Consider the following 17,709-nt stretch of genomic DNA (forward strand, 5'->3'; position numbering starts at 1 on the left):
GTGCGGGAAATGCGGGCGCGCGAAGCAGGGACATGCCCACCCCGCCGCCAATGCTCAGAACGCGTGCCGCAACCCGGCCATGACGCCGTTCTGCGTGCGTCCTGGCGCCGCGGTCCCGCCGACGTCGAGGGCGATCGCCGCCTGTCCCTGGTTGTCCATGCGCCCGAGCGCGCCATACACGGCGGTGCGCTTCGAGAACCCATAGGTGAGGCGCGCGGCCATCAGGTTCGAATCGTCCGCCGATGCATCGACCGCCTTGCGCGCCACCTGCGCGTCCAGGGTCAGGTTGGCGCTGAGCGGGTGGCTGACGCCAAGGTAGACCAGGTCCGACTCGGTGGTCCCGGGCGCGGCTTTGGTAGTCCTGGCGATCACGCCGCCGCCCAGCTTGGTGCGTCCGAGCAGGACGTAGGCGTTGACGCCCACGCGGCGGTCGGTGTTGCCGCTCCCCGTGAGGCCGTTTGCCGCGCCCGGGCCGCCGCGCATGCGGTCATAGGTGGCATTGATGCCGAACGCATCGGTCTCGTAGCCGAGCAGGGCGGTCACCTGGCGGCAGGCCTTGTCGTCGGCAGCCGCTTCGCCCGGGCAGTTGGTCGCCGCGGCTCCTCCGGACGAGGCTGCGTCCCGCCCGAGGCTATAGCTGGCGCCGACCGTCCAGCCCTTGAACTTGCCCATGTAGGCCAGTGCATTGTCGCTGCGCGCGTTCGGCAGGTAGAGATCGATGCTGCTGATCGAGAACAGGCTCGGGCCCAGCACGTCGCTTTTGGCGGTGCCGTGGTAGGTCATGTTCATCACGCGGCCCAGCTGGAGCGTGCCCCATCCGCCCTTGAGGCCGACCCAGGCCTGGCGGCCGAACAGCCGGCCTCCCTGTCCGGATATCCCGGTGTCGGGCCCGAAACCGCCTTCCAGCGCGAAGACTGCGCTGAGTCCGCCGCCCAGGGCTTCCTCGCCCCGGAAACCGATGCGCGACGGCAGGCTACCGGTGAGCGAAGGCATCCTGGTGACGGCATTGCCCGCCGCATCGGCATTGCTAATGCGGGCCACGGCCGCGTCGACGATGCCGTACACCGTGACGCTGTCCTGTGCGCATGCCGAAGCCGACAGCAAGCCGGCCAGGCATGCGGCGGCCGTCTGCGCCTTGCGGCGCTTTCCTTTGTGGCGATTCATGTTGTCTCCTGTTTTTGTGGATGCTGTAATTTGCGAGTCAGACCAGGCCTGTGTTGCGGAAGATGTGCTTGGTCTCGAGGAAGTCGGCCAGCCCCTCGTAGCCGTGCAGGCGGCCGATGCCGCTGCGGCGGTAGCCGCCGGTTTCCGCTTCCGCGAACAGGCGGTTGTGGTCGTTGATCCAGACCGTGCCGTTGCGCAGTGCACGCGCCACGCGCATGGCGCGGTCGCCGTCCGCCGTCCAGACGCTGGCGGACAGCCCGAACACGCTGTGGTTGGCGCGCGCGACCGCTTCCTTCTCGTCCTCGAACTTCTCGAGCACGACGAACGGGCCGAAGATCTCGTCCTGCGTGAAGAAGGCGCCGCTGTCAGCGTGCGCGACCAGGGTCGGGGTCAGGAAGTGGCCGCCGGCCAGTTTGCCGCCGGCCCGCCCGCCGCGCAGCACGACTTCGTCGCACATGCCGAGCGCGCGTTCGACCTCGCTGGACACGTGCTCGAGCGACTGGGCGTCGATCAGCGGCCCCATGCCCGCGCCCGGGACGTCGCCAGGCGCCACCACGATCGCCTCCAGCGCCGCCTTCAGGGCGCGCTTCATCTCGTCGAAGCGGGAGGCATGCACGAGCACGCGGCGCGCAGCCGTGCACTGCTGGCCCGAAATGATCGTCGCCGCCGTGGCCAGGCGCTGCGCCACCGTCCTGATGTCGGTATCGGGAAACACCAGGCAGCTCGACTTGCCGCCCAGTTCCAGCGACAGTTTCTTCATGGTCGGGGCGGCGGCGGCCATGATGCGCTGGCCGGTCAGGTTCGAGCCGGTAAAGCTCAGCACGTCGACCTGATCCGAGGCCACCAGCTCCTGGGCCACTTCGCTGCCCTGTTCCAGGACCAGGTTGAGCACCCCGCGCGGCATCGATTCGACCGCGGCCAGCTCGCGCAGCACCTCGGCGGTGATGTGCGCGCTCTGGTGCGCCGGCTTGATCACGACCGTGCAGCCCGCGGCCAGCGCGGGGGCCAGCGAACGGACCAGCAGCACGACCGGCGCGTTCCACGGGATGATCAGGCCCGCCACCCCGGCCGCCTCGCGCAGCGTGGCCGAGTAGGCGCCCGGCTCGACTTCCATGAAGTGGCCGTGGATATGGCGGGTGAGGCCCGCGTAGTAGCGGATTTCCGAAATGGCCGCAGCCAGTTCGCCGCGCGACTGGGCCAGCACCTTGCCGTTCTCCTGGGTGAGCAGGGCGGGTAACTCAGGGCGCTGCTCCAGGCGCTGCGCCCACTCCAGCAGCACCAGCTGGCGCAGGCGCGCATCGTGCGCCCAGAGCGAGGTGTCGAAGGCGCGGCGCGCACTGGCGATGGCCAGCCGCGCATCCTCGGCGGCGCTGGCGGCGTAGCTGCCGATCGCGCTGCCGTCGGCCGGGTTACGGCTCTCGCCGAGGGCGCCGGACGCGGCGCCCTGCCACTGTCCGTCGATGTAGTTGCGTGCGTTCAGGTTGCTCATCCGGACTATCCGCCTTGGGGTCAGTTGCCGTTGAAGCTAGGGGCGCGCTTGGCGTGGAAGGCCTCGACGCCTTCGCGGAAGTCGTTCGAGGAACGCAGGCGGCTGTAGCAGTGGCCTTCCAGCTCGATCGCGATCGACAGCGGCGAATCCTCGGTGTCGTTCAGGAGCTTCTTGGCGGTGCGCTGGGCGATCGGCGAGAAGGCGCGCAGTTCGTCGACCAGGCGGTCGGTGGCCGCTTCCAGTTCGGAATCGAGCACGCATTCGGTGGCGACGCCCCAGTCGTAGGCCTGCTGGCCCGGGATGCGGCGCGAGCGCATCACGATGTCCTTGGTGCGGGTGATGCCGACCATCTTCTGCAGGCGCGCCGAGCCGCCCGAGCCAGGGATCTGGCCGAGCTTCTGCTCCGGCAGTGCGTAGAAGGTGGTGTCGGTGGCGATGCGGAAGTCGCAGGCCAGCGAGATCTCGAAGCCGACGCCGAAGCAAAAACCCCGGTTGGCGGCGATGACAGGCTTGCTGCAGCGGGCCGGGGCGGCGATGTTCCAGGCGAGCTGGGACACGTGCTCCGGGCTCGCTTCGAGGAAGCCCCGGATGTCGCCGCCGCTGGAGAAATGCTGGCCTTCCGAGCGCAGCACGATCACGCGCACGCGCTCGTCGAAGTCGAGGGCCTCGAACACGAGGCGCAGCTGGTCGCGCTGGGCCATCGAGATGATGTTGAACTGGCCGTTCGACAGGACGATGTCGGCGCGTTCGCGCTGCGCATCGATGTCGACGCGGAAGCCCTGGAGGTTGTCGAGCAGCTGGTGGGCCGGGTGGTTCAGTTGGGTCATGCTGTTCTCCTGGAGGTTATTGAGTGTGTTGTTCGGTTGTTTGCCCGCCCATGCCTTCCCAGCGCCTGACCAGGCCGGTGTGGGGAAGGTCGAACAGGTCGAGCAGGCGCCCGACGGTATGGTCGACGAGTTCGTCGAGCGAGCCGGGCCGGGCGTAGAAGGCCGGCACCGGCGGGAAGATGATGCCGCCCATCTCGGTCACGGCCGTCATGTTGCGCAGGTGCGCGAGGTTGAGCGGGGTTTCGCGGGCGACCAGTACCAGGCGGCGGCGCTCCTTGAGCATCACGTCGGCCGCGCGCGTGACCAGGTTGTCCGCCAGGCCGTGGGCGATGCCGGCCAGGGTTTTCATCGAGCAGGGCGCCACCACCATGCCGGCACAGCGGAACGAGCCGCTGGCGATGGTCGCGCCGATGTCCCTGACGTTGTGGACGACGTCGGCGAGCGCCTCGATGTCGCTGCGGCGCAGGTCGAGCTCCTGCTGGGCCGTCATGACGCCCGACGACGACATCACGAGGTGCGATTCGCAGACCTTGGTGGCGCGCAGCGCCTGCAGCAGGCGCACGCCGTAGATGGCGCCGCTGGCCCCGGTGATGGCGACGACCAGGCGCGGTTTGCTCATGTGGGCACCACTGCGTTGCCATGATGCGCCGACCAGTCGATGCCGGCGCCGCCGACGATTTCCTGGTCGAGGTCGATCTCGGTCTCGCCCGGGATGCGTACCTTGGTGAATACATGGCCGTGGTAGGCCATGGGCTTGGTCGCGTCCAGTCCCATCTTGGCGCTGATGCCCTGCAGGTGCGGCGGGGCCACCGAGTCGACCGGCTGGCCCACGGTGGTAGAGGGGTCGAGCACCGAACCCTGCGCGCCCGAGATGACAATCAGGTCGCGGTCGGCCTGAAAGCGGGTGGCCACCGCCCACTCGACCTGCTGCGGGTCGTGCACGTCGACGTCCTCGTCGACCACGGTGACCTGCTTGATGTCGTAATGGGCACCGAAGGCGCCGAGGATGACGTTGCGCGGCTCGCCCTCGCGCTGCTTGCGGAACTTGACGTGCAGGTGGTAGCGGCCGACACCGCCGACCGACAGGTGCACGTCGAGCACGCCGGGGAAGCTGCGCTGCAGGTGGGCCAGCATGGTGGCTTCGCGCGGGATCGACCCGAGCAGCAGGTGCTCCATCTCGGCCGGCACGATGGTGTGGTAGATCGGGTTGCGCCGGTGGGTCACCGCGTCGACCACGATCACCTCGCGGTTTTCCCTGGCGCTGTAATACTTCGGGAATTCGCCGAACGGGCCTTCCGGCTCGCGCAGCTTCGGCAGCAGCCTGCCTTCGATAACGATTTCGGCGTCGGCCGGCACGCGCACGTCGCTGGTCAGGCATTTCACCACTGGCAGCGGCGCGCCGTGGAGGGCGCCGGCGATTTCCAGTTCGTCGTGGTCGATCGGCGTGATCGCCTGCGAGGCGAGCAGGGTGAGCGGATCGGCGCCGATCACCACCGCCACGTCGAGCGGCTGGTCGTTCGCCTCGGCCGCCTGGTAGAAGGCGAGCAGGTGGCGCGGCAGCATCAGGATCGCCATGCGGTCGGGGCCATGCACCTGGATGCGGTTGATCGACACGTTCTGCACGCCCGTGACGGGATTGCGGGCGATCACCAGCCCCGCCGTGATGTAGGGACCGTTGTCATGCTCGCTGTGGGTCGGGATCGGGAGCAGGGCGTGCAGGCTCAGTTTCTGGTGCTGGCTGTCCTCGGCGAAGCGGTGCACGACCTGCTGGCAGGCGGCGCCGCCGGCATCCACCTCGCGCCAGGGCAGCGGGTGCTCGACCGCCTTGCGGAACGCAGCCAGCAGGCCGGCCTGTTCGACGCCCATCGCTTCGGCAATCCAGGCGCGGCGCGACATGAATCCGGAGACCACCGGGATATCGTGCAGCCCCGCGCGTACCCCCGCGTGGCCGCTCGGCCGGGGGAAGTAGGCCGCCCGGGTGCCGTCGAGGCGCTTGGCGATCGCAGCCAGCCGGTGCTCGAGCGGCACGCCCTCGCGCATCACCGCCAGGCGTCCGGTCACTTCCAGGTGGGCCAGCCACTGGCGCAGGTCGCGCGCCTTGCCGGTCGGGGTGAGGTCTACCTTCATTGCACGCTCCCTTCATTGTTCACTGGCGCCGCCGTCTCGTACTCTCCGGCCACCAGCATGCGGCGCAGGATCTTGCCGACCGGTGACTTCGGGATCTCGCGCACGAACACGTATTCGCGCGGCCGCTTGTAGTTCAGCAGGTCGGACGATTGGCAATACGCGTTCAGCGCTTCCGGACTCACCGCAACGCGTACCTTGACGAAGGCAACCACCTTCTGGCCCCAGCGTTCGTCTTTCAGGCCGGCCACCGCGACCTCGTCCACCGAGGGATGCAGCGACAGTACCGACTCAATGTCGGCCGGAGAGATGTTCTCGCCGCCGCTGATGATCATGTCGTCGATGCGGCCGGTGACGAACAGGTCGCCGTCTTCATCGAGATAGCCGGTGTCGCCGGTGAAGTACCAGCCATTGCGGATCGACTTGGCGTCGGCATCGGGACGATTCCAGTAGCCTTCGAAGGCTTCGTCGCCCTTCAGGTCGCAGATGATCTGGCCTTCCTCGCCAGGCGCGACCGCGGCGTCTGGCGACTCGGCGTCCAGCGGCACCACCCGCAGACGGGTGTTGATGCCCCCGCGCCCGGCGCTGCCGGCCTTGCGGGTCGCATCCTGGTCGATGGCGAAGGTGTAGACCTCGGACGATCCGTAGTGGTTGACGAACAGCTCCGGCTTGAAGGTCTCGGCCAGGCGCTTGAGCAGGCCGTCCGGCATCGACGCGCCGGCAAAGCCGAGCTTCGTCACCGACGAGATGTCGGCCCCATGCTTCTCGCGCCAGGCCAGCATGTCGTGGTAGAGCGTCGGCACCAGGTACAGGTTGCTGACGCGCTCCTGTTCGATGTAGTGGAAGGCGGCGGCGCAGTCGAACTTGGGCACGCAGACGAACAGGCCGTCGATCAGCGCCATCGCAAGAAGCGAACGCACGCCCATCGTGTGGTACAGCGGCATGACGCCGAGGGTGCGTTCGCCGCGCCGGTACAGGTTCTGCGCGACGTGGCCGAGGGCACCGGCGCGCTCGGCGCGGTGGCGGCGCGGCACGCCCTTGGGCTTGCCCGTCGTGCCCGAGGTGTAGAGCATCAGCGAGATGTCCTCGACGTCGGCCACGAGGATCGGCACCGCGGGGCGGTGCGCGAGCAGTTCGTCGAAGCCGAGCGTGCCGCCCGCGGCGCCGCCCACGGCGATGCGTGCCAACGCGGCTGCTGCCGCGCTCCCCGCCACCGCCGCTTCGCTGACTGGTTCATAAGCGATGGCCCGGGCGCCCGAATCGAGCAGGCAATACTCGACCTCCTCGGGCTTGGCGCGCCAGTTGAGCGGCGTGGCGACCACGCCGAGGAACTGGCAGGCCCAGTGCAGCGTGGCCATCTCGACGCGGTTCTGCAGGACCAGCAGAAGGTGGTCGCCGCGCTTGACGCCGAGGGCGGACAGCCCGGCGCAAGCACGCTGTATCCGATCGTACCACTCGGTGTAGGTAAGGCGCTGCTCGCCGTCGACGACCGCCAGCGCGTGGGGGCTGCGTTCGACGCTTTGCAGGAATGTACGTCCAAGATCCAGCACGGTGTTCTCCTCCGGTTGATTGCGTATTTGGTTGATCGATGCGTCGATCTATGCGTTGACCAGCCTGGACTGGCCGGCGTCGCCCACGCCGGCGTGGCCCGGGCTGTCCGGAGCAAGGCCGGCGTCGTGCGGCCGCCCGAGGCGCTCCGCGGCCGTTTCCAGCACTGCCTTGACGATGTTGGTGTAACCGGTGCAGCGGCACAGGTGGCCCGAGAGCATCTCGCGTACTTCAAGCTCGCTCGGGTCGGGGTTGCGGGCCAGGTAATCGGTGCAGGACATCAAGATCCCCGCGGTGCAGAATCCGCACTGCAGCGCGTGGTTGCGGCGGAAGGCTTCCTGCAGGTCGGACAAGCCTTCCTGACCCCGGTTCAGTCCCTCGACGGTGTCGACACGGCAGCCTTCGGCCTGCACCGCCAGCGTCATGCAGGAGCGCCCGGCGACGCCCTCGATGTTCACGGTACAGGCACCGCAGACGCCATGCTCGCAGCCGACGTGGGTGCCGGTGGAGCCCAGTTCCTGGCGCAGGAAGTCCGACAGCAGGGTGCGCGGCTCGCAGATGCCGCTTTTCGTCAAGCCGTTCAGGACCAGTTCGATGCGCACGACATCGTTTTTCCGGTAGGTCTTCATGAGAGTGCCTTTTCAATCGCGTTGCGCCCCAAGTGGCGCACCAGTTGCCGTCTGAACTTGGCCGAAGCGTGATGGTCGTCCTTGGCCTCCAGCTCCCAGGCGAAATCATTGATCGCCGCCTCCAGCTCACTGCCGCCGAGCCGGCCCCAGGTCCGCACGCGCGGCCGGTCCGAGACGCCGCCCACGGCCAGGCGGATGCTGTCGGGGCCGATCACCGCCGCCACCGCGCACACGGCAAAGTCGCCGTGGCGGCCGGAGAACTCGTCGAAGGCGTAGCGCTCGCCCGGCCGGGCCAGCGGGTAGCGCGCTTCCACCACCAGTTCGTCCGGCGCCCGCGCCGTCATCAGCATGCCCTGGAAAAAATCGGCGGCGGCAACAAGGCGCTCGCCGCGGCGGCTGCGCAGCACCACCGCGCCGCCCAGGGCCAGCAGGGCGAGCGGCAGTTCGGCGCTCGGGTCGGCATGGGCGATCGAGCCGCATACGGTGCCGCGGTTGCGGATCTGGAAGTGCGAAATGTGCGGGAAGGCCTGGGCCAGCAGCGGCACTTCCGTGGCCAGCGTGGCGCGCCACTCGACGCTGCCCTGGGTGGCCGCCGCGCCGATGGCCAGGTGCCCGCCGCTTGCGCGGACGTAATTCAGGTCAGGCACGCGTGAAATGTCGATCAGGACGCTCGGCTGGGCCAGGCGCAGGTTCAGGACCGCCATCAACGACTGGCCGCCGGCCAGGATGCGCGCGTCCTCGCCGGCCTCGGCGAGCAGGGCGACGGCTTCGTTGGCGCTGTCGGGACGGGCGTAGTCGAATACTTGCGGTTTCATCGTTTCACTCCAAACAGGGCCAACAAGCGGGCCCACAGGCCGCGTTTCACGCCTGGCGCGGCGCCGGCGACTGCCGCCCCCTGGCCGCCGGCCTCGCGGCCGAGCTGCTCGAACAGCTGGTTCAGCACGATCTTGGCGGCGCCCTCGAGCATGCGGCTGCCGACGGCCGCGACCTTGCCCGAGACTTCGGCGGAGTAGTCGTAACGCAGCAGGGTGCCGCCGCCCGACGGCTCGAGCGTGACCAGGCCGCTGCCGCGCGCGCTGCCGACTGCCGACAGGCCGGAGCCGGCCAGGCGCAGGCTGCGCGGCGGGTCGAGTTCCGACAGCGCCACCTCGGCGGCGTAGCGCGCCTTGATCAGGCCCACGCCCACGGTGACGTCGGCCCGGTAGCGGTGTTCGCCCGGGACGTTGCCGGCCGGGGCCAAAGCGTTGCAGCCGGGGATGACCTTGGCCAGCGCGACCGGGTCGAGCAGGACCCGGAACACCGCCTCCGGCGGCGCGTCGAGCACGACCTCGCCGCGCGCGGCGAGCGCCTTGCCGCCCTTGCCGCCCCCGGCCGTTGCGGGTGCGGGCGCGGAAGCGGCCTGCGCCTGGCGCACTGCCGGTGAAGGCGGCGCTTCCTCTGCGCCGATTAGGTCGATGATCTTCGAGGGCGTGAGCGGCAGTTCGACGTCGCGCACGCCGAGCGCGTCGGCCACCGCGTTGCCGATGCAGGCCGGCGTGCTCATGTTGTTGCCTTCGCCGAGGCCCTTGGCGCCCAGCGGAGTGAAGGGCGAGGGCGTCTCCATGTGGATGATCTGCGGCTCTGGCACTTCGCAGGTGGTGGGCACCAGGTAGTCGGCGAAGGTGCCGGACTGGAAGCTGCCGTCCTCGCCGTAGCGGAATTCCTCCATCAGCGCCGCGCCCAGGCCCTGCGCAAAAGCGCCGCGGATCTGGCCGTCGGCCAGGGCCGGATTCAGGATCTTGCCGGCGTCATGGGTGGTGACGTATCTGTCGATGGTCACGCGGCCGGTGTTGCGGTCGATCTCGACGCCGCAGACGTCGAACGCGAAGCCATATGCGGCCGAGGTGTTGACGCGGTCCTGCTCGTCCGGCGCGCCGAGTTGCGGCGGGGTCCAGAAGGCCGTTTCGCGCAAGCCCGGCTCGACGCCTTCCGGCAGCAGGCCAGGCGCCCAGTGCGGGCTGGCCGCCATACGCAGGAAGGGCAGGGAGCGGGCAGGATCGCCCTTCGCATGCACCTTGCCCCCGGCGAAGACGACGTCAAGGGCGTCCACGCCCAGCTGGGACGCGGCGACCAGGGCGAGCTTGTCGCGGAGCTTGCAGGCCGCCAGGTGGACGGTGCCGGCTACAGCGCCGGCGAAGCGGCTCGAGTAGTTGCCGGCAGCGACCGACCAGGCATCCTTCTGGGTGTCGAATTCGACGTTGACCGCGACCTGGTCCGGCTCCACGCCGAGCACGTCGGCCACCACCTGGGTGCACACGGTGCGGTGGCCCTGGCCGGCAGGGGCCGAGGCGATGGTGACGTTGATGCCGCCGAGCGGATCGATGGCCACGCTGGCCGAGGCGATGGAGCCGTTCTTTGGCCCGGCCTTGGCGCGCGCCTCCTTCGGCAGCACCGTCGTGATGTAGCCCATGTTCGAGATCGAGGGCTCGACGATTGCCGCGAAACCGATGCCGTACAGGCGCCCTTCGGCACGGGCCCGCTTGCGCTTTTCGTACAGCGCGTCCAGGCCGCCCTCAAGCTGCACCAGTTCGATCGCGCGCTGGTAATTACCCGAGTCGATCAGGGCGCCGGCGGCGGCCCGGTAGGGGAAGGCGTCGGCAGCAATGAAGTTGCGGCGGTAGACCTCGAGCTGGTCGATGCCCAGTTCGATCGCGATGCGCTGCATCAGCCGCTCGAGCTGGAAGTACACCTGCGGCCCGCCGAAGCCGCGCACCAGGCCGGCCGGGGTCTTGTTGGTCAGGACCACGCGGTTGCGGACCAGGAGGTTCGGGATCGCATAGGCGCCGGTCAGGCAGCCGTGCATGCGGTAGAAGGTCGCCGGCTCCGGGGCGCGCAGGTAGCCGCCGACGTCGTCGAGCTGGTCGTACGAGAGCGCAGTGATGCGGCCGTCGTTTTCCACCGCGGCGCGGATGGTCGACAGGCGGTTGGTGGACGAGGTCAGCCCGCCCAGGTGTTCGAGCCGGTCCTCGACCCATTTCACGGGGGCGCCGGCCTTGCGCGAGGCCAGGCACATCAGCACCGCGTACTGGAACACCGCGTGCTTCACCCCGAAGCTGCCGCCGGAATCGCGAAAGGTGCGGTGGCGCAGCTTGTGGCCCGGCACGCGCAGCGCCAGCGCCATCACCGTATGCAGGGAAAACGGCCCCATGAAGTTGGAAGCGACGTCATAGCCATCTTCTTCCGACAGGTAGTCGGCGATCACCACCGCGCATTCGATCGGGGTGCACGAGTTGCGTGGATAGTGCACCGTGAGTTCGACCGTGTGCGGGGCGGTGGCGAAGGCGGCTTCCGGGTCACCGTAGCGGAAGTGGCGGTCGCTGGCGATGTTGCTGCCATGTTCCTGGTGCAGCACCAGTGCGTCGGGCAGGATCGCGGCTTCGATCGAGACGGCCGGATCGAGCTGGGTGTAGTCGACCACCAGCAGGTCGGCCCCGTCCTCGGCCAGGTAGCGCGTGTCGGCGACGATCACGGCGACCGGTTCGCCGGCATAGCGCACCCGGTCCACCGCCAGCGCCCACATCTCCATCGGCGCCTTGACGCCGACCACGAAGGGCTTGGACCAGGCGGCCAGGTCGCGCCCGGTCAGCACGGCGCGCACGCCAGGCAGCGCTTCGGCACGGCTGCTGTCGATGCCGTTCAGGACCGCATGGGCATGCGGCGAGCGCACGATGGCCGCGTGCAGGGTGCCGGGCTTGACGCCGACGTCGTCGCCGTACTGGCCGCGCCCGGTCAGGAGCGACGCATCCTCGACGCGCCGCATCGGGCGGCCCAAGAAGGGCCGGGCCACGATTGGCTTGGCCTGCTGCTGCGGCGGGGCATGTGGGATCTTCATTTCCATGCTGTCGGACTCCCGGACGTGATGCCTGTAGTGGAAATTTCAGTATAGGGAGCGAGTATCATCAGGACAAATAATGTTTATTGATCTTAAATATCAGACTTTGTGATGCTTGCGAACTGGATCGGCCGCCCCGGCGGCTCCCTCATCCGTACCGAGGACACGGCGCTCTTCCTCGCCCATGGTGGCGTGGCCGCTGCCGTGGAACAGCGTGCCCCAAAGTCCTTTCCTCAAGTCGCTGGTGCCGAACAAAGCATCGCAGATCGGGAAGGTCAGGTTGAAGTTGCGAGTGGCCATCAGCTCCGGGTGGTGGTGGATCACGTGCATGCGGCGCACCGTGTTCACCAGCGGCAGGCGGTCGAGGAAGGGGCTGTCGACCACGTGCGACAGGGTGTGCAGCGCCTCGTACATGAGGAAGTATGCGGCCATGGTCAGCATCGCGATATGGCCGGCGTTGGCGGACCAGAGCCATCCCACCAGCAGCGCCAACGGCAGCGCCGCCAACACGAACATCACCGGCGCGAACGGCGGGAACAGCAGCGCGCGCCACATCTTGTGGCCCTCGTACTCGAGGGTGACGTGGGTGAAGAACTGGTGGTGCACCGCGCAGTGGCGCTTGTAGACCGCGTTGAAATACTTGCTCGGGCGGTGCAGCAGGTAGCGGTGGGCGGCCCACTCGGCCCAGTTACCGAACAGGAAGATCGGCAGCGCGATCAGCCATTCCTGCCAGCGTGACGCCTCGATCTGGAACAGGCAGTACGCAATCACGCCGCCAGTGAACAGCAGGGTGAAGCCGAGGTGCATCTCGCCCCGGTACCAGCCGGGCGTGCCGGCCACGTAGTCATCGCGAAAGCGGGCAGAGCGTTCGCGAATTTTCTGGTCCTTTGCATGCATGGTGCGCTCCTTTTTCTGGGCCGGTATGGGGTCAGGACTGCGCCGGCTTGTCGAGATTGCCGATCGTTTCCGGAACGATCAGGGCGCCGATCAGGAAGACGACGCTGATGGCTGCCAGGAAGATCGCCAGCGACATCGGGAGGTCGGTCGGCATCGGCGAGGCCAGCGACACGAAGGTCGGCATCACGCCGCCGATCGCGAAGCCGATATTCCACGACAGGCCGGTGCCGGTGGCGCGGATTGCCGTCGGGAAGCGCTCGTTCAGGAAGATCAGGATCGGCGCATAGCCCACGCTGCCGAGCATGCTGAAGACGATGACGTAGAACGCGAGCGTCACGGTATCGGTCACGCCCGGCATCAGGAGGGCGATGGCCGGCAGCAGGATCAGGCGCGCGACCCCGGTCCAGATGAAGGTCTTCTTGCGCCCGATCAGGGTGCTCAGGTGCCCGGCGGCGATCGAGGCGATGATGACGCCGACACTGGCCAGCATCAGGATGAAGCCGGCGGTCGATGCCGGGGTGCCGTTCACCACCTTCAGGTAGGTCGGCAGGAAGCCCGAGGTCAGGTAGTAGCCGGCGCCGCCGCCGATGGTCAGCAGCAGGTTCACCAGCAGGATGTTGCGGTACTGGCCGCTGAACAGGGTGCGGACCGGATGCGCGGTCGGTGTTACCGCCGCCTTGCTGCGTGCTTTGGCTTCCTGCATCTTCTTGAACATCGGTGATTCTTCAAGCTTGCTGAAGATCGTGATGCCAAGCACGGCGCTGATGATGCCGGTGAAAAACATCCAGCGCCAGCCCCACTCGTCGAAGGCTTCGCCCGGGAAGATGCCTGACAGGATCCAGTAGACCAGCGAGGCCAGCAGGGCGCCGAGGCCGGCGCCGCCGCCGCCGATCAGGCCCGAGACCGCGCCGCGCCAGCGCGGCGCGACCGATTCGGTACCGATGGTGTGGGTCGAGGCCACCACGCCGCCGACGAACACGCCCTGGATCAGGCGCAGCAGGATGAACAGGATCGGCGCGGCGACGCCAATACTGGCGACGGTCGGCAGCAGGCCGAAGGCCGCGGTGGAGACACCGACGCCGATCATCGAGACGATCATGGCAGCCTTGCGGCCCTTGCGGTCGGCGTAGGAGCCGAACAGGGCCGAGCCGAGCGGGCGCATCAAGAGGGTGACGCCGAACGAGGCATAGACCGCCGCCAGCGACAGCATCGCGTTCTCGGACGGGAAGAACAGCCGGCCGATGATCGGCGCGACGAACAAGAGGATAAACAGGTCGTACAGGTCGAGCGACCAGCCGATGCACGAGGCCACCACCGCCCTCAGCGTATGGCGGTTGCTCTCGCGGTCCGTCAATACGGTTTCATTTGTAACCACAGCCATTTTCGTCTCCTTGGATTGAGCAGTGCCCCGGCGCCGGTGGCACCGTGCGACTGCGAACTGTTTCTGTGCCGTCTTGTGCGGCGTCAGGGATCTTCGGCCAGCGCCGGCTGGTGCCGGATGCTGGCGTCGGGCCGGCGCGACAGGATCGCGTCGGCGATTTTTTCGGCCATCATGATGGTGGGGATGTTGGTGTTCGCCGAGGGCAGGCTGGGCATGAGCGAGGCGTCCACCACGCGCAGGTTGGCCACGCCGTGCACGCGGCCCTCGCTGTCGGTGACGGCGTCGCGCGCGCCCGCCGGCCCCATGCGGCAGGTGCCGCTGGCGTGCCATACCCCAAACACGCTCTTGCGGATGAAGGCTTGCAGCGCGTCCTCGTCCGCCAGCAGCGTCGCCATGCGCTGGCCGCCGGTGACGAAACGCTCGATGATCCAGCGCCGCAAGGGCGCCGGGGTGTCGAGCCCGAGGCCGAGCAGGCGCGTGAGCAGGGCGTTGGCCGGGCTCACGCGGCTGAGCGCCTTGATGCGTGGCGAGAACGCGGCCGGGAAGAAGTCGCCGGGGTGGCGATGCAGGTCGGTGCCCTGCAGCACCTCGGCCAGCCTGCGTACGCCGATCGCCATGCGCTGCAGGTCGCGCTCGTCCGCCAGCAGGTTCAGTTCGACCTCCGGCGCCACCAAGGAGTCGGGCGATACGATCTGTACCCGCCCGCGCGAGTAAGGCCGGTTACACCAGAGGAAGAACAGGCCCAGGCGGTTGCCGAGCGCATGCCAGGCGGCGCGGGTGGCGCTCGACATGTACATGTCGCCGGGCTCGCAGCCATTCAGTTGCGAGGAAAAGCGGGCTGCCGTCATGCTGGCGCGGCGGCGTGCGAGCGGCATCCGGAATTCGGGCGCGAGAAAGTGGCAGAAGGTGAGCGCCGGGTGGTCCTGCAGGTTGCGTCCGACGCCGGGCAGGTCGGCCACCACGGGCAAGCCGAGCGCGCGCAGCAGGTCGGCGTCGCCGATCCCGGCGCGCTGCAGCAGCGCGGGCGACTGCAGCGCGCCCGCCGAGACGATGACTTCGCGCGCAGCAAAGCGCACCCGGTTACCATGGGCGTCGACGGCGGTCACGCCGCGCGCGGCGCCCTGCACCATGACGAGGCCCTCGACCCGCATGCCCGCATGGATGCGCAAATTTGGCCGGGCGCGCGTGGCCGCGTCGAGATAGCCGGCGGCGGTGGAGACACGGCGGTCGTCGATGTTCGAGAACGCGGCGGGGAACACGCCGTCGCCGAATTCGGCGTTCTGGTCGTCCAGGTAGGGCAGGCCGCTCTCGCGCAGGCCTGCCGCGAATGCGTGGCAGAAGCGCGGCCACTGCGCGGGCATGATGCGGCGGATCGGGATCGGGCCGCTGTCGCCGTGCATGGGCGAGCCGGCGAAGTCGAGGTCGCGCTCGAGCTTGCGGAAGTAGGGCAGCACATCAGTCCAGCCCCAGCCGCCGGCGCCGCCGCGCGCCCAGTCGTCGTAGTCGCGCGGCAGGCCGCGGTTGGCCGCCTGCACGTTGATGCTCGAGCCGCCGCCCATCACCCGGCCCTGTTCGTAGACCTTGGGGAGCGCGCTTGCGGTGGCGCGCGCCTTGAGCTCCGGCCAGATGTAGCGCTCGCCGCAGAACAGCGGCATCGGGTAGCTGTCGAGGATTTCCGCCGGCACCGCGCCCGGCGGCGTGTCGACGCCGGCTTCGATCAGGGCGACCCGCACGGCGGGATCCGCCGACAGGCGGTTCGCCAGCACACAGCCCGCCGAACCCCCACCCACGATCAGGTAGTCGAAGCATTCCTGCACCAATTCCACGTGCGTCTCCTCAGGTCATGCAGGACCGCGGCTGGGGGCCGCTGGTTCACTGCGTAGGCATGGAGATTAACGCGGATGTGCCATCTATTCTAATAACGTCTATTTATGCTTGATATCAGTTATTCTGATGGACGACACGCGCCGTCCGTGTCGCCCCGCGCCGGCCCCGGGTGTCCGAGGATGAAGCGTCCGGCCTCGGCAATGATCCGCGCGGCCTGGTCGCGGTGCGGGGAGTGCCCGCAATCTGGCAGGATCATCAGTTGCGTCTGCGGCGCCAGGCGCCCGATGCTGCGTACCTGCTCGAGCGTGCCGTATTCATCGCCTTCGCCCTGGATTGCGAGCACCGGGACGGTGATGTTCGCCACCTCGCCGCGAATATCCCAGTCGCGGAAGGCCGGGTCGAGCCAGATGTCGTTCCAACCCCGGAAGGCCGAATCGACATCCTGGTGGTACTGCGCCAGGCGTGCCCGCAGGGCGCCGTGCAGGTAGGCTTCGCGCGCCTGCCGGATCGACGCCAGGCCGGTTTCTTCGACCATGATGTGGGGTGCGGCGATGACGATCCCGCTCAGCTCCGCCCCATGTCGCGCGGCATGCAACAGCGCGATCGAGGCGCCGTCGCTGTGACCGAACAGCCACGGGCGGACGAGGCCCAGCCGGGCCAGCAGTGCCGGCAGCACCACGTCGGCCTCGTAGTGCATGAAGTCCGCAGTCAATGGCTCATCAAGCGGACGCGGCGTGGAATGGCCGTAGCCGTAGCGCGAAAACACCAGGCCGCGCAGGCCATGGGCGCGGCAGAAGCGCTTGGGGAAGTCCTTCCATAGCGCGACCGAACCGAGGCCCTCGTGCAGGAAGACGACAGTCGGGTGCTCGGACACCGCATGGCCGACCCAGTCGAGTTCGATCTGTATCGTGCGGCCGCGCCATGGGATGTCGACAAAGTTGGATTGCTGCTTGGGGGGGAGAGGCATCATGTCAGGCTCATTCGGCGTGCAGGTACAGGCTGCCATGCTACACGGTTCCCCTTGCTCCGGGGACTGGTGCCGCCATCCGCGACGCGGTCCGCTGATGGCGTGGCGCGAGCATACTGCTGAGGAAAAGCAGGAATGGCACCTGGGCCGCACGCGCGGGGTCACGGCATCAAAGGGGCGGCAAGGCGCCGGCTGCCAGGAAAGCGCACGGAAAAGCACCGGACGCACTGCTTTCGAGTGCTACGCGCCAGAATTTGGCGGCATACGGCTCCTCGCCTCGTCAGCATTCCTCTATTCCATGGCATGGCGCACGGTAGCGATGAGTTCGCTAGATGATCGGGGCGCTGTCCGACGCCGCGCCAGCGTGCGCCTGATTCGTCCGCTCGTCCGTCCCCCCCGCTGGGCAAGCCGCATGTACGCAGGTCCGTAACGGTCACAACTGCCTGAATGAGAAACTCCACGAGCCAGAGGAAGTCATCCTCGCGGCCGATATCGTGTTGCGCACTTAAGGGAGCAATCGAGTGCAATATCCGGCGCGGAACGAGGCCAGGGCCTCGCGAGCAAGGGGATTTGCCAAGGTGCCTCGTTCATTCCGGCCCTGCCCGATAATCGGGCGGTCGAGGCGCCACCATTGGCGGCAAGGCAGGCACCTGTCCTCATTTCCAAGGCTTCTAGCGTGAGATGGGGATCGCCGACCGCGGCGCCGCAGCAGTGCCAGAGTGGCGAGACAAGCCAGCAGCATGACGCCGTGAGCCGGTTGCGGCACTGCGGGCACTTGTGCACCAGGCCCACGAACTGTACGTCGAAGTCGTTCAACTCGACGACCAGGTGGCCGGTGTGGAAGGTTCGATCCCAACCCTTCGGGAGCTCGTGCCGACTGAAGGCCCCTCCAGGCAAGGACACATCTTTCACGGCGAGGATCGACCTGGCATCGAGGTCGACGAAGGTGGCGGATGCAAATGCCGGTGAAAACAAGAATAATTTT

General features: G+C 68.1%; 13 protein-coding genes. All 13 read right to left on the reverse strand.

Annotation, left to right across the window (positions count from 1 at the left end):
* Positions 1-54 precede the first annotated feature (54 nt).
* The 13 genes from AC1MGT_RS23470 to AC1MGT_RS23530 all read right to left on the reverse strand — a co-directional run bounded on the left by AC1MGT_RS23470 (position 55) and on the right by AC1MGT_RS23530 (position 16,727).
* A complete protein-coding gene (locus AC1MGT_RS23470) occupies positions 55-1,164 on the reverse strand; it encodes a porin (RefSeq protein ID WP_499504427.1) in 1,110 nt (369 codons plus the stop codon).
* 37 nt (positions 1,165-1,201) lie between these two features.
* Positions 1,202-2,653, reverse strand: coding sequence for an aldehyde dehydrogenase family protein (locus tag AC1MGT_RS23475; protein ID WP_499504428.1), 1,452 nt, complete (start codon positions 2,651-2,653; stop codon positions 1,202-1,204).
* A gap of 20 nt (positions 2,654-2,673) precedes the next feature.
* The gene (locus AC1MGT_RS23480; protein WP_499504429.1) at positions 2,674-3,480 is read right to left on the reverse strand and encodes an enoyl-CoA hydratase/isomerase family protein; all 807 of its coding nucleotides are present in this window, start codon (positions 3,478-3,480) and stop codon (positions 2,674-2,676) included.
* A gap of 16 nt (positions 3,481-3,496) precedes the next feature.
* A complete protein-coding gene (locus tag AC1MGT_RS23485; protein WP_499504430.1) occupies positions 3,497-4,099 on the reverse strand; it encodes a UbiX family flavin prenyltransferase in 603 nt (200 codons plus the stop codon).
* Positions 4,096-5,607: a UbiD family decarboxylase gene (locus tag AC1MGT_RS23490; RefSeq protein ID WP_499504431.1), complete on the reverse strand. Its 1,512-nt coding sequence runs from the start codon at positions 5,605-5,607 to the stop codon at positions 4,096-4,098. The genes AC1MGT_RS23485 and AC1MGT_RS23490 overlap by 4 nt, the downstream gene beginning before the upstream one ends.
* Entirely contained in the window at positions 5,604-7,154 is a 1,551-nt protein-coding gene (locus tag AC1MGT_RS23495) for an AMP-binding protein (RefSeq protein WP_499504432.1), read from the reverse strand. Before AC1MGT_RS23495 ends, AC1MGT_RS23490 begins: the two co-directional genes overlap by 4 nt.
* A 48-nt stretch (positions 7,155-7,202) precedes the next feature.
* Complete coding sequence (locus AC1MGT_RS23500) at positions 7,203-7,781, reverse strand: (2Fe-2S)-binding protein (protein WP_499504433.1); 579 nt, start codon at positions 7,779-7,781, stop codon at positions 7,203-7,205.
* Positions 7,778-8,596: an FAD binding domain-containing protein gene (locus tag AC1MGT_RS23505; RefSeq protein WP_499504434.1), complete on the reverse strand. Its 819-nt coding sequence runs from the start codon at positions 8,594-8,596 to the stop codon at positions 7,778-7,780. Before AC1MGT_RS23505 ends, AC1MGT_RS23500 begins: the two co-directional genes overlap by 4 nt.
* Positions 8,593-11,652: a xanthine dehydrogenase family protein molybdopterin-binding subunit gene (locus AC1MGT_RS23510; protein WP_499504502.1), complete on the reverse strand. Its 3,060-nt coding sequence runs from the start codon at positions 11,650-11,652 to the stop codon at positions 8,593-8,595. Before AC1MGT_RS23510 ends, AC1MGT_RS23505 begins: the two co-directional genes overlap by 4 nt.
* Positions 11,653-11,751: 99 nt before the next feature.
* A complete protein-coding gene (locus AC1MGT_RS23515; RefSeq protein WP_499504435.1) occupies positions 11,752-12,549 on the reverse strand; it encodes a sterol desaturase family protein in 798 nt (265 codons plus the stop codon).
* Positions 12,550-12,580: 31 nt separating this feature from the next.
* A complete protein-coding gene (locus tag AC1MGT_RS23520; protein ID WP_499504436.1) occupies positions 12,581-13,930 on the reverse strand; it encodes an MFS transporter in 1,350 nt (449 codons plus the stop codon).
* 83 nt (positions 13,931-14,013) lie between these two features.
* Positions 14,014-15,756 carry a GMC family oxidoreductase gene (locus tag AC1MGT_RS23525; protein WP_499504437.1) on the reverse strand — a complete coding sequence of 581 codons (1,743 nt, stop codon included), beginning with the start codon at positions 15,754-15,756 and terminating at the stop codon, positions 14,014-14,016.
* 119 nt (positions 15,757-15,875) lie between these two features.
* Positions 15,876-16,727 carry an alpha/beta fold hydrolase gene (locus AC1MGT_RS23530; protein ID WP_499504438.1) on the reverse strand — a complete coding sequence of 284 codons (852 nt, stop codon included), beginning with the start codon at positions 16,725-16,727 and terminating at the stop codon, positions 15,876-15,878.
* Positions 16,728-17,709: the final 982 nt, after the last annotated feature.

Source organism: Telluria sp. BA11 (genome assembly GCF_056680305.1).